Origin of the sequence: Cellulomonas sp. GbtcB1 (assembly GCF_019091725.1) — a bacterium.
Lineage (GTDB): Bacteria > Actinomycetota > Actinomycetes > Actinomycetales > Cellulomonadaceae > Cellulomonas.
Window position 1 is genome coordinate 1 of sequence record NZ_JAGXJG010000079.1, and the last position, 13,248, is coordinate 13,248.

The 13,248-nt window shown below is 74.7% G+C and carries 8 protein-coding genes and 1 tRNA gene; 5 read left to right on the forward strand and 4 right to left on the reverse strand.

Annotated features, from left to right (window positions below; genetic code table 11):
- The 3 genes from KVT14_RS18860 to KVT14_RS18870 form a co-directional block, all read right to left on the reverse strand.
- Nucleotides 1–2,324: metallophosphoesterase (locus tag KVT14_RS18860; protein WP_217617075.1), on the reverse strand; the 2,324-nt coding region annotated here is incomplete at its 3' end.
- Nucleotides 2,325–2,575: 251 nt separating this feature from the next.
- Nucleotides 2,576–2,950 (reverse strand): hypothetical protein, encoded by a 375-nt coding sequence (locus tag KVT14_RS18865; RefSeq protein WP_217617076.1) that lies wholly within the window; start codon nucleotides 2,948–2,950, stop codon nucleotides 2,576–2,578.
- 60 nt (nucleotides 2,951–3,010) lie between these two features.
- Complete coding sequence (locus tag KVT14_RS18870; RefSeq protein ID WP_217617077.1) at nucleotides 3,011–3,904, reverse strand: ribokinase; 894 nt, start codon at nucleotides 3,902–3,904, stop codon at nucleotides 3,011–3,013.
- A gap of 191 nt (nucleotides 3,905–4,095) precedes the next feature.
- Between KVT14_RS18870 and KVT14_RS18875 the strand changes: the two genes are divergently transcribed.
- From KVT14_RS18875 to KVT14_RS18895, 5 genes are all read left to right on the forward strand, one after another.
- Nucleotides 4,096–4,168: transfer RNA gene (locus tag KVT14_RS18875), tRNA-Arg, on the forward strand.
- 248 nt (nucleotides 4,169–4,416) lie between these two features.
- The gene (locus KVT14_RS18880) at nucleotides 4,417–6,582 is read left to right on the forward strand and encodes a DEAD/DEAH box helicase (protein WP_217617078.1); all 2,166 of its coding nucleotides are present in this window, start codon (nucleotides 4,417–4,419) and stop codon (nucleotides 6,580–6,582) included.
- Between the two features lie 242 nt (nucleotides 6,583–6,824).
- Nucleotides 6,825–7,649: a PRD domain-containing protein gene (locus KVT14_RS23535; protein ID WP_168216977.1), complete on the forward strand. Its 825-nt coding sequence runs from the start codon at nucleotides 6,825–6,827 to the stop codon at nucleotides 7,647–7,649.
- Nucleotides 7,646–9,652, forward strand: coding sequence for a glucose PTS transporter subunit IIA (locus tag KVT14_RS18890; RefSeq protein ID WP_254631319.1), 2,007 nt, complete (start codon nucleotides 7,646–7,648; stop codon nucleotides 9,650–9,652). The genes KVT14_RS23535 and KVT14_RS18890 overlap by 4 nt, the downstream gene beginning before the upstream one ends.
- Nucleotides 9,649–11,112, forward strand: a complete 1,464-nt coding sequence (locus KVT14_RS18895; RefSeq protein ID WP_217617080.1) for a glycoside hydrolase family 1 protein — start codon at nucleotides 9,649–9,651, stop codon at nucleotides 11,110–11,112. The genes KVT14_RS18890 and KVT14_RS18895 overlap by 4 nt, the downstream gene beginning before the upstream one ends.
- Before the next feature lie 130 nt (nucleotides 11,113–11,242).
- Here KVT14_RS18895 and KVT14_RS18900 read toward each other — a convergent pair.
- Nucleotides 11,243–13,248: serine hydrolase domain-containing protein (locus KVT14_RS18900; RefSeq protein ID WP_254631313.1), on the reverse strand; the 2,006-nt coding region annotated here is incomplete at its 5' end.

Genomic DNA, 13,248 nt, shown 5'->3' on the forward strand with positions numbered 1-13,248 from the left:
CCGCCGACCGGCGGGTCCACCGGGTCGGGCGCGCCCGGCGCCGGCGCCTCCGCGACGGCGAACGCCACGCCGACCGGCGCGGACTCCCGCGCGCCGAGCGCCTGCACGACGGACCCGGCGTAGCGACCGGCGGGCAGCGCCCCGGCGTACGCGAGCGTCCACCGGCCGTCCGCGCCGACCACGGTCTCGCCCGCGAGCGAGGCCGGCACCGCGGCCGCCGCGGCCAGCGCGGCGGTCCGGACCTCGGCGCCGCCGGCCGTCGCGACGTCCGCCACCCGCACCACGGCGCCGGGGAACCCGGTCCCGGACAGCGAGGTGACCTCGGCCCCGGCCGGCAGGTCGCCGGCGGGCGCGTCGGTGACGGCCAGGCCGGTGAGGTCGGCGCGCTGCGTCAGCCACTCCGCCGGGCCGGTGGGCCGGTCGATCACGCGGGTCTCGCCGATGCAGCCGTTCCAGCCGTTGCGCGCCGCGCCGTCGACCCAGTCCGACCCGAGCAGCCAGGGCATGTCCGCCTGGACCGAGTGCCCGAGCGTGTCGGTGGCGTTGCGCAGCACCGGGGCGCCGTCGATGTACATCGTGGTCGTGGACGACGCCGGGTCGTTGACGATCGCGACGTGCGACCAGCTGTCGACCATGATCTCGCCGGACCACGCCGTGCGGTCGCCCTTGGTCGTGGCGATCGGGACCTCGGTGAACTGGAACTCGCGCAGGTTCGAGATGCCGAGCGCGACCGGGGAGGCGGTGTAGTCCCACTGCGACCACGGCATGCCGGGGAGCTGCGAGCGGTCGCCGGACCGGACGACGGCCTTCGACCAGCCGTTCACGCCCGCGTCCCAGGTCGGGTCGAGCTGGAGGAACGTCTCGATCGTGTAGCCCTCCGGGAACGTCTCGGCGTTCACCGGCGCGTCGGAGGCCGTGGTCAGGTAGCTGAACCGGGCCGCGGACGAGTTCGCGAAGCACACCGCGGCGCCGTCGGACGAGTAGCCGTGCACGTCGTCCCGGACGATCGTCACGTCGCCGGCCTGCGCCGTGGCCGAGCCGGAGGCGGCGATGGTCGCGCGGGTCAGGTCGTTGCCCGCCGCCACGTCGGGGATCGTGCCGCCCTCGGGCAGCACGCCGGTGGGGAGGTCGTTCATCCGCCAGTGCGCGACGGTGCCCTCGGCCTCCGCGAAGTCGAGCGCGTTGCCGGGCAGCTCCGTGGTGACGGGGTCGGGGCCGACGAAGCCGTCGAGCAGCACGTCGCGCGCCCGCTGGGTCAGCGACGGCCAGACGCCCGCGCCGGGGCCGAAGTCGGGGTCGAAGCCGGCGAACCGCTCCGAGAAGTCGAGGTCGAGCGTGAACCGCTGGTTGGGGCCGTCAAGGAACGGCTGGTCGTAGCTCGTCAGGGTCTCCTGCGGCTTGGCGGTGACCCACGGCGACGCCGTCTGCATCGTCACGGTGTCGTGCGCGAGGTCGAACTCGACCAGGCCGAGGTAGCCGTTCCCGCCCTCGTAGGCCATCTGGTAGTCGATCAGCACGTTCGTGACCGAGTGCCCGAAGTCGTTCGTGCGGGTCTGCTGGGTCGCCCCGTGGAAGTGGCCGTTGAACGTGAGGAAGATCTGGTCGCTGCTGCGGATCAGCTTGTCCCAGAGCTCCTCGCCGTACTCCGTGTCGCGCGGCGAGGTCTGGTCGGGGCCGATGTTGAGCAGCGAGTGCGTGGTCAGGATGACCGGGACGTCGGGGTGCGCCGCCATGGCGTCCTTCGCCCACTGCATCGTCTGGTCCGACACCCGCCAGGCGAGCGCGAGCACCATGAACTCCTGACCCTCGGCCTCGAAGACGTGGTACTGGCTCAGCCCGGTCGGGTCGCTGCCGCCGTAGGTCGCCTGGGTCGCCGCGCGCGCGGGACCGAAGTACTGCAGGAACGGCTCGTTCGCCGGGTCGTAGTCGGTGTCGTCCAGGGTGTCGTCCGAGTTCCGGACGTCGTGGTTGCCTGGGAGGATCGAGTAGGGCAGGCCGCCCTGCTCGAGCGTCCGCATCGCCGTGTCGGCCGCCTGCCACTCCGCGGTCTGCCCGACGCGGTCGACGACGTCGCCGAGGTGCGTCACGAACGGGATGTTGAGCTCGTCGGCGTGCTCCACCAGGAACCGCGTCTGCTCGCGGAACGGGTCCGTGCCGTAGCGGGGCAGGAACTGGTCCGCTGAATACCGCGAGTAGAACTGCGTGTCGGGCAGCACGGCGAGGGTGAACCGCGAGCCGGGCTCGTCCGACGCCGCGGCCGGGACGGCGGCCGGGGCCGCGGCGCTCGCGGCCGGCGAGGCGGCGGCGAGCAGGGTGCCGGCCACGGCCGCGGCGGCGAGCGCCGCGAGGGCACGGGCAGGGGCGCGCCGCGACGCGCGCGGGGGCGTCGGGGCAGGGTGAGGTCGCACGGGAGGGTCTCCGGTGGGTGGGGGTGGGCGCGCCGGTCCGGACGCGCCGCACCACCGTGGCCAGCGGTTCTGAACTCCGCGTGACGTCCGGCGGACCCGTGCGTGGCCCGCGGGTGAAACGGTGGCTGAGGGCGGGCTGTGCGCGGGGTGGGCGGTGGCTGCGCGCGTCAGCCGCGCGGGATCACGCGCTCGGGCAGGGGCGAGGGCAGCGCGCCGCCGCCCGGGCCACCCGCGCGGAGCCACGCCTCCAGGGCGGCGGTGTCGGCGTCGCCGGACAGCCGCTCGAACCACACCGGACCCGCGCCCGCGCGCCGGGAGGCCCCGGTCGGCCGCGCGACGACCACGTCGCCGCGCTCGCACGCGTCGAGGCAGTCGACCTCCGTCAGCCGGGCGGCGCCGCGGGCCGCCAGCGCGCGCAGGCGGGCCAGCTGGCCGCCGGGCAGCGGGTCGTCGACGCCGAGCGTCTCGCCCGCGCACAGCGCGCAGGCCGTGAGCCCGGGGACGTCGCCGTCGGGGCCGGGCGCGTGGGGGGTCTCGGGCACCGGACGACGATAGCGGCGCGGCGGTCCCGCCCGCGCCGGCGGGGGAGCGACCTGCGCCGCTCAGGGCAGGTCGTCGCCCTGCCAGGGGTAGGACGGCTGCGCGCCGAGCCGGGTCACCGACGCCGCGGCCACCCGCGTCGCCAGCGCCGCCGCCTGCCGGACCGGCAGCCCGTCCGCGATCCCCGCGGCGAGCGCCCCGACGAACGCGTCGCCCGCGCCGGTCGTGTCGAGCGCGTCGACCCGCCGGGCCGGCAGCGACCACGCCTCGCCGTCCTCGATGCCGACGACCCCGCCCGCGCCGAGCGTCACGACGACCGACCGGACGCCCAGCGCCGCGAGCTCGGCGGCGGCGTCCGCGGGCTCCCGGTCGCGCCGGCCGAGGAGGATCGCCGCCTCGTGCTCGTTGACCACCAGCGGGTCGGCGGCGCGCACGGTCTCGGTCGGGAGCTCGGCGGCGGGCGCGACGTTCAGCAGCAGCCGGGTGCCTCCGGCAGCGGCGACCCGGGCGACGTGCGCGACGGTGGCGAGCGGGATCTCGGCCTGCACGACGCACACCCGCGCCTCCGCGATCAGGTCGGTCGCGGCGTCCACGAGCCGCGGGGAGACGGACGCGTTCGCGCCCGGGACCACGACGATCGTGTTCTCGGCGTCGTCCGCCAGGGTCACGACGGCGAGGCCGGTGGGCGCGTCGACGACGGTCACGTGGTCCAGGTCGACGCCCGCGTCGCGCAGGCCGGCGAGGGCGATCCCGGCGTTCACGTCGTCGCCGACCGCGGCGACCAGCGCCACCTCGGCACCGAGCCGCGCGGCCGCGACCGCCTGGTTGGCGCCCTTGCCGCCGGGCAGGACGCTCGAGGTGTGCCCGAGCAGGGTCTCCCCGGGGTGCGGGTGGCGCTCGACCTGCACGATGAGGTCCGCGTTGACCGACCCCACGACGACGACGTCTCGCGCCACGTCCGTCTCCCCCCACGCTGCGGTCCCGGGTGCCTGCCGCCCATCCTGCCCCTCCGCGCCCGCCCGTGGAGGCCGATCACCCCGCGCGCCCGGAGCGCCACCGCGCCCCGCCCCGGTAGGGTGGGCGCGTCCGCCCCGTCGATCCGACGGCGGGACGGCGGCCGGCCGGTCGGCCCGAGGGTCCCGGCGGCGCGCCTGTAGCTCAGTGGATAGAGCACCGCTCTCCTAAAGCGGGTGTCGGCAGTTCGAGTCTGCCCAGGCGCACAACGGACGTCCGCGTGCGCCGCCAGCGGCCCGCGGTCGTCCGCCGAGGCACCTCGCCGTGACAAGGCGGGGACGCCCCACGGCGCGCCCGCAGCACCGGCGCCCGCCGCCCCCGGCGCGAGCCCCGGGCCCGCGGGCGGCGCACGCGGCGACGCGTCGCGCGCACCCGGCGTCCGCGCCGGACCCGCGCGGCGACGGCACCACGCCCGCGTGCCCTCGCCGCGGCACGCAGGCACGAAGGAGACGAAGTGGCACGAACCGGCCAGCGCCGACCCGCCCGCGGGGGCAGCAGCACCGCCCCCGGCGGGCAGCGCCGCCGCACCGCCCGCCCGAGCGAGCAGGGGCTGATCCCCGTCCTCGCCGGGGTGGTGCGCGAGATCGAGGGCGCCGTGCAGCGCCCGCCGGTGCGGCCGGCCGTCCGGACGAAGTTCCAGGTCGTGGCGCTGCTGGTCCGCGAGGAGCGCGCGCGGGCGATGGCCGACGGCGAGCTGTCGCAGGCCAAGCGCACCGAGCTGATGAAGCGGCTCGACGGCGTCGCCACCCAGCTGGCCCGGATCGCCGCGCGGGACACCACCCTGCTGGCGCTGCTCGCCGACGACGCCAAGGTGTCGGACGCCGCCCGCGCCTACAAGGCGACCGTGCAGCGCGCGGCGGGCATGGACGTCCCGGCCGAGCCGGAGCCCGAGGAGGCGCCGGCCCCGGTCGCCCCCGCGCCGGGCGCCGACCGCCAGGTCGTCCCGCAGTCCGTGATCTCCCGCCGGCTCGCGAACCCGTTCCTGGCCCCGGACTTCGAGGCCGCCGCGGAGCGCGTCGCGGCGAAGCCCCGCCGGCTGGCCGGCTGGGAGCTGCTGGAGCCGCTGTTCCGGTCGTTCGAGCAGTCCGGCGACGGCGTGCCCGCGTGCATGCCGCTGCCCGAGCCGGCGCACGTGCCGACGCCGCCCGGCCGCGAGCTCATGCCGCACCAGGCGCAGGTCGTCACGGCGGCCGCCGAGGGCCACCGCACGTTCCTGCTTGCCGACGAGCCCGGCCTCGGCAAGACCGCGCAGGCCCTGCTCGCCGCGCGCACCGCCGGCGCGTACCCGCTGCTGGTCGTCGTCCCCAACGTGGTCAAGACGAACTGGGCGCACGAGGTCGGCCTGTGGACCCCCGAGCGCCGCGCCACGGTCGTGCACGGCGACGGCGAGCGGGTCGACGGGTTCGCGGACGTCGTGATCGTGAACTACGAGATCCTCGACCGGCACGTCGGCTGGCTGGGGGAGCACGGCTTCCGCGGGATGGTCGTCGACGAGGCGCACTTCATCAAGAACAAGCGCTCCCAGCGCTCGCAGCACGTGCTGTCGATCGCCGAGAAGATCCGCGAGCGCGCCGCCCGCCCGCTGCTCATGGCGCTGACCGGCACCCCGCTGATCAACGACATCGAGGACTTCCGCGCGATCTGGCAGTACCTCGGCTGGATCGACGACGAGAAGCCGCTCGGCCGGCTGATGACCGCGCTGGACGACATCGGCCTCACGCCCGCCGACCGCGGCTTCTCCGCCGCCGCGCGGCAGTGCGTCGTCGACATGGGCATCGTGCGCCGCCGCAAGGCCGACGTCGTTGCCGACATCCCGGCCCGCCGGGTCGCCGACCTGCTGGTCGAGCTCGACGGCGCCGCGGGCCGGTCGATCCGCGAGGCCGAGGCTGCCCTGGTCGAGCGGCTGATGCAGCGGTTCCGCAGCGCGGTCGAGGCGCGGGAGTCCGGCCTGGTCCTGGGGACCGACCACGAGATCGCCCGCCGGGTCGCCGCCGCGGAGCTCAAGGACTCCAGCGGCAAGACCAAGGGCGACAACGTGTTCGCGATGGTCCGCCGGATCGGGCAGGCCAAGGCCGCGCCGGCCGCCGACTACGCCGCCCAGCTGGCCCGGAACGTCGGCAAGGTGGTGTTCTTCGCGAAGCACGTCGACGTGATGGACCACGCCGAGCAGGCGTTCGCGGAGCGCGGCATCAAGTACGCGTCGATCCGCGGCGACCAGACCACCCGGCAGCGCGACAAGAACGTCAAGGCGTTCGTCGAGGACCCCGAGGTGCAGATCGTCGTCTGCTCGCTCACCGCCGCCGGCGTGGGGCTGAACCTGCAGGTCGCGTCGAACCTCGTGCTCGCCGAGCTGTCCTGGACCGACGCCGAGCAGACCCAGGCGATCGACCGCATCCACCGCATCGGGCAGTCCGAGCCGGTCACCGCGTGGCGCGTCATCGCGGCGCAGACCGTCGACTCCCGGATCGCCGAGCTCATCGACAGCAAGTCCGGCCTCGCGGCCCGGGCGCTGGACGGGGCCGACGTGGAGGACGGTGCGGCCGCGGACGTGCAGCTCGAGGCGCTGGTCGGGCTGCTGACCGACGCGCTGGCGGCGGAGGGCGGCGCGACGGCGGCCTGACCGCCGACTCCTCCAGTGGAACGTTGTGACCGACACGCCGCCGGCGTGTCGGTCACAACGTTCCACTCGCCGCCTGGCCCTGGCGCGGGCACGGGGACCGGGTGATCCTGACCAGGTCTGTTGTTTCCGCACAGATCCCGGTGCTAGCGTCCCGCTCGGCTTGTCACTGCTCTTGCAGGCAACACCACCGCCGAGGCCAAAGAGGGCCCCGGTAGAGCAGGTCTGCAACGAAGGTGTACAGCGTGAAGGTGCGGCGCATCCTCAACAACAACGTCGTGTCCGCGGTCGACGCCGCCGGGCGCGACGTGATCGTGGTCGGGAAGGCCATCGGGTTCCAGGGCAAGCCCGGCGACACGATCGACGAGAAGCGCGTGGAGTCGGTCTTCCGGATCCGCGACGACGCCGTGGGCAACCACCTCGCCTCGATCGTGGGCACGGTGCCGCCGGAGATCCTCCAGGTCACGGCCGACATCGTCACGGTCGCCCGCCGGTCGCTGGGCCGAGAGTTCGGGGACGGCATCTTCGCGTCCCTGGCGGACCACCTCGTCTACGCCGTGCAGCGGGTGCGGGAGGGGATCTCCCTCGCGAACCCGCTGGCCGTCGAGGTCCGCACGATCCACCGCGAGGAGTACCTCTTCGCGCGGTCGGCCGTGATGATCCTCAACAAGCACCTCGGGGTGACCTTCACCGACGACGAGGCCGTCAACATCGCGCTGCACTTCGTGAACGCGACGGTCGGCGGCTCGTCGGAGAAGACCGCCCGGCTCATGGAGTTCATGCGCGACGTCCTCGGCGTCGTGCGCGAGGAGCTGGCCATCGCGGACGACGACGAGCGCCACGCCTACCTCCGGTTCGCGACCCACCTGCGCTTCCTCGCGCAGCGGGTCGTCGACGGCGAGGTCGAGGACGGCGGTGACCCCGCGCTGCACGCGTTCCTCGTGGAGCAGCAGCCCCGGGCGTTCGCGGTCGTCGACAAGGTGGCGGCGGTCGTCGAGGAGCGCCACGGACACGTCATGACGCTGCAGGAGCGGACCTACCTCGGTCTGCACCTGTCGAACCTGCTCTGACACCCCCCTCCCACCCCGCGGCGCCCCTCCGGCGACCCGCGGGGACAGCTCAGGAGAGCACCGTGACATACGAGAAGGACGCTGCCGCGATCGTCGCGGCGGTCGGCGGCGAGGACAACATCACCTCGCTCTACCACTGCGTCACCCGCCTGCGGTTCGGCCTCGTCGACCGCGCGCGCGTCGACGAGGCCGCGGTCCGCGCCGTCGGCGCCGTGCAGGCGATCAACGACAGCGGGCAGCAGTTCCAGGTCATCATCGGCAACGACGTGCCGAAGGTGTTCGCCGCGGTCAAGGAGACCCACCCGGGCCTCGTGGCGAAGGTGAACGACCCGAACGCGGACGACGTGGACGCCGCGGGCGCCCCCGCCGCGTCGGGTGGCACCATCCGCGACCGGTTCTTCGGCTTCCTGTCGAAGACCTTCCCGCCGCTGCTGCCGGCCATCGCCGGCGCGGGCCTCATCAAGGGGCTCCTGGCGCTCGCCGTGTGGCTCGGCTGGATGTCGACCGAGACGCAGACCTACCAGCTGCTCTTCGCGCTCGGCGACGCGTTCTTCTTCTTCCTGCCGGTGATGATCGCGATCTCGGCGGCGCGCGTCTTCAAGACGAACGTGTTCGTGGCCGCCGCGCTCTCCGGGGCGCTGGTGTACCCGAACCTGGCCGCCCTGCTCGCCGCGGGCGACCCGGTGACGTTCATCGGCCTGCCGGTGACCGCGACGACCTACTCGTACACCGTGATCCCGGCGCTGCTCGCGGTGTGGGCGCTGTCCTGGGTCGAGCGCGGGCTCAAGAAGGTGCTGCCCGCGGCCCTGCACCTGAGCGTCGTCCCGCTGGTCAGCATGCTCGTCGTCGGCCCGGTCACCCTCGTGGCCCTCGGCCCGCTCGGCGCCATCATCGGCGACCAGATCTCCGGCGGCCTGAACTGGCTGCTCACCCACGGCGGCGTGTTCTCCGGCATCCTGCTCGGCGCCGTCATGTCGCTCATCATCATGACCGGCATGCACGCGGCCCTGGTGCCGTTCATCCTCGGCAACCTCGCGACGCTCGGCAACGACCCGTTCCTGCCGCTGACCTACGTGCAGATCTTCTCCGTCGCCGGCGCGCTGTTCGGCGTCGCGATCCGCGCCCGCTCGCGCCAGGTGCGCGCCACGTCGCTGTCGACCGGCTTCACCGCCCTCATGGGCGTCTCCGAGCCCGGCCTGTTCGGCCTGCTGCTCCCGATGCGCCGCGTGTTCCTCGCCAGCATGATCGGCGGCGCCGCGGGTGGCGCGATCGCGCTCGGGTTCGGCGCGAAGGCATACGCCCTCGTCGGCAACTCCGGCCTGCCGGGTCTGCCCGGGCTCGCCGGCCCGGCGTTCGGCTGGTCCGTCGCGGCCATCGCCGTGTCGTTCGTCGGCGCGCTCGTGGCCGTGCTGGTCATCGGCTTCGACGAGTCGCCGCTGACCCGCGGCGCGGCCGCCGCCGGCTCGACCGGGGTGGCCGACCCGGTCCCCGCCGCCGCGACCGGCGCGGCCGTGGCCCTCGACGGCGGCCCGGTCGTCGCGTCCCCGGTCGCCGGCACCGTCGTCCCGCTGACCGAGGTCGGCGACGGCGCGTTCGCCAGCGGCGCGATGGGCAAGGGCGTCGGCGTCCTGCCGACCGACGGCGAGGTCGTCGCCCCCGTGTCCGGCACCGTCGTCACGGTGTTCCCGACGAAGCACGTCGTGGGGCTCAAGTCCGACGAGGGCGTCGAGGTGCTGGTGCACGTCGGCGTCGACACGGTGAACCTCGGCGGGCGCGGCTTCACGGCCCACGTCGCCGACGGCGACCGCGTGTCCGTCGGCGACCGCCTGCTGACCGTCGACCTGCCCGCCGTGGCGGCCACCCACGACACGACCACCGTCGTGGTCGTCACCAACGCGACCGCGTACGCGGGCGTCGAGCCGATCGCTGCGGGCACCGTGGCCGCCGGCGCCGGCCTGCTCGCCGTCGAGACCCTCGAGCACGCACTGGAGACCACCCGATGACCTTCCCCGACGGCTTCCTCTGGGGCACCGCGTTCGCCGCCAACCAGGTCGAGGGCGGCTTCGACGCCGACGGCAAGGGCCTGTCCACCGCCGACGTCGTGCCGTTCCGCTCCCCGGAGGCGCGCAACTACACCGCGCTCGAGGCGCTCATGCGGGCCTCGGACGAGGAGATCGCCGTCGCCCGGACCGTCGAGGGCGGCCAGGGCTACCCGAAGCGGTACGGCGTCGACTTCTACCACCGGTACCGCGAGGACATCGCGCTGTTCGCCGAGCTCGGGATCAAGGCCCTGCGCCTCTCGATCGCGTGGACCCGGATCTTCCCGCACGGCGACGACGCGGAGCCGAACCAGGCCGGGATCGACTACTACCGGGACCTGCTGACCCGGCTGCGGGACAACGGCATCGAGCCGGTCGTCACGCTGTCGCACTACGAGATGCCGCTGGCGCTCGTGGCCGACGGGCGCGGCGGCTGGTCCGAGCGCGGCGTCATCGAGATGTACACCCGGTACGTCGAGACCGTCGTGCGCGAGCTGCACCCGCTGGTGACCTACTGGCTCACGTTCAACGAGATCAACACGACGCTGCTGGAGCCGTACACCGGTGGCGGCGTCGTCACCCGCGAGGGCGAGCACACCGAGGCCAAGGCCTGGCAGGCGCTGCACCACCAGTTCGTGGCCAGCGCCCGCGCCGTGCGGATCATCAAGGGCATCGACCCGACGGCGCAGGTCGGCTGCATGCTCGCCCGGATGCTGCACTACCCGGCGACCAGCGCCCCCGACGACGTGCTGGAGGCCCTGGAGGCGAACGACCTCAACCTGCTGCACACCGACGTCCAGGTGCGCGGCGCGTACCCGACGTTCGTGCCGCGGCTGCTGGCCCGCAAGGGCATCACCGTGGCGATGGAGGAGGGCGACGCGGAGGAGCTGGCCGCGGGCACGGTCGACTTCCTGTCGTTCAGCTACTACATGTCGCTGGTGTCGGCGGCCGACCCGTCCCAGTACGGGATCACCGGCGGCAACATCTTCTCCAGCATCCGCAACCCGCACCTGGAGGTCACCGACTGGGGCGTGCACCACGACCCGGTCGGCATGCGGATCGCGCTGCGCGACATGTGGGACCGCTATCAGGTGCCGCTCTTCGTCGTCGAGAACGGCCTGGGCGCGAAGGACGAGGTCGGGCCGGACGGGCGGGTCGAGGACCCGTACCGGATCCACTACCTGCGCACGCACATCGAGCAGATCGGCGAGGCCATCCAGGACGGCGTCGAGGTCCTCGGCTACACCGCGTGGGGCGGGCTCGACATCATCGCGGCGTCGACGTCGCAGATGTCCAAGCGGTACGGCCTGATCCACGTGGACCAGGACGACGAGGGGCGCGGGACGCTGGCCCGCACGCCGAAGGCGTCGTTCGACTGGTACCAGGAGGTCATCCGGACGAACGGGGCGTCGCTGGGCGGCTGATTCTTGGGCAGCGGCGACCGCTGCTGCCCCTCCCGGACCGCGAGCCCTACGGTTTCCGGCGAGCCCACCGCCATTCGCGGGTGGCTCCGCCGGAAACCGTAGGGCTACGTGCGTCGCGGGGCTCGGGCGCTCAGTACGACAGGCTCGGCGCGACCAGCCGGTACGTCACCGCGAACCACGCCACGGCGCCCAGTGCGAGCAGCACCAGCACCCCGCCGGCCACCCGCCACCCGCCGGCGCGCCGCCGCACGTCACCCACCACGCGGACCGTCGCCGGCGCCAGCCCCAGGATCCCCACGCCCTGCAGCACCTGGAGTACACGCAGGCCGCCCTCGGGCAGGTCGACCAGGCCCATGATCGTCGTGATCGCGACGGCCCAGCCGGCGACCGCGAGCACGGCGCTCGCCGCGGCGAGGCGGGTCAGCACCCGGGCGGGACGCCCGGCCCGGTCGCGGGGCGCGCGGTGCCGGACGCGGCGGACCAGCGCGGCCACCGGCCCGGCGAGCGCGCCCACCAGCAGCACCGCGGTGGCGAGGCCCAGCGCCGGCAGCGCCACGCCGGTCGCCGCGCCCGCGGGCAGCAGCGTGAACGCGGAGTCGTAGCCGATCGCCGTGACCCGGCCGTCCTCGGCGCGCGCGGCGATGGTCCGCTGGCCGCCGACCTCCTGCCACACCCACGGCTCGACCTCCTCGTACAGGACCGGGCGGTCCGTCAGCGGGCCGGGCGCGACCAGCACGCGGCCGTCGTCCTGGGCGGTGACCTGGGTGACCGCGAGCAGCTCGGTGGCGTGCAGGAACGTGCTGCGCATCGCCCGGGAGTCGGTGTACGCGCCGGCGAGGGCCGCGGCGTGCTCGCGGGTGGTGTCGGCGTCGACGGTGGTGGCGGTCGCGGCGGTCGCGGCGGTCGCTTCGGCCCCGCCGGTCGACGGGACGTAGCGGTCGGCGAAGCCCTGCATCAGCTGCTCGCGCAGCTCCAGGCTGTCGAGCGCCCCGGCGCCCGAGCCGTTCACCGTGACGAAGACGCCCGTGCGCTCGTCCGGGTACAGCTGCAGGTGCGAGTGGAACGCGTTGGTGTCGCCGCCGTGGCCCACGATCCGGTGCCCGTTCCGGTCCTCCTGGAAGAACCCGAGGCCCATCCGGGCGCCGCCGGCGAGCGTCCCCAGGTCGTCCTCGTCGAGCGCGGGCTCCTGCATGAGCGCGAGCGTGTCGGCGTCCAGCACCTGCTCCCCGGTCGCGGGCTCGCCGAGCAGCGCGAGCATGAACCGCGCCATGTCCGCGGCCGACGCCGACAGCGCCCCGGCGGGCGGCACCCCGACGACCTCGAAGCCCGTCGACGGCCCGGACGCGGTGCCGTACCCCAGCGCGAGCCGGTCGCGCAGGTCCTCGGGCACCGGCTGGTCGAACGTCGCCGTCGTCATCCCGGCGGGCGCCAGGACGTGCTCCTGGACGTACCGCTCGAACGGCTCGCCGCTCACCCGCTCGACGACGTACCCGGCCAGGGCGTTGCCGTAGTTCGAGTACGCGGGCACGGTCCCGGGCCGGTACACCTGCTCGGGCGGGTCGGTGGCGAGCGCGGCGCGCAGGTCCACCGGCGTCCCCTCGGCGCCGATCAGCCCGCGGATCCGCTCCTCGAACCCGGCGGTGTGCGTGAGCAGGTGGCGCAGCGTGATCGGGTCGTCGAACGACCGCGGCACGTCGATGTCGAGGTACGCGCCGACGTCGGTGTCCAGGTCCACGTCGCCGGACTCCACCAGCTGCAGCACCGCGGTCGCGGTGACGAGCTTCGACACCGAGCCCGGGCGGAACAGGGTGCGGTCGAGGTCGACGGGGACGGCCTCTCCGGACTCCGTGCCGGTGTCGGCCCACCCGTAGCCGCGGGTGGTGACGACCTCGCCGTCGTGCACGACCGCGACGGCCACGCCGGGGATGTCGGTGCGCTCCAGGGCGGCGGGCAGGAAGCCGTCGAGCCAGGCGTCGACGTCGGCGCGGGTGAGCGCGGGGGTCGCGGGGCTCTCGGGCGGGGCGCCGGGGTCGGCGGCGGGGCCCGCGGGGTCCGCCGGATCCGCGGGGTCGGCCGGGGCCTCGGGCGTGGTGCCGGCGACCGGCGCCTCGGGCGCAGGCGCCGGGGCCGGCGCCG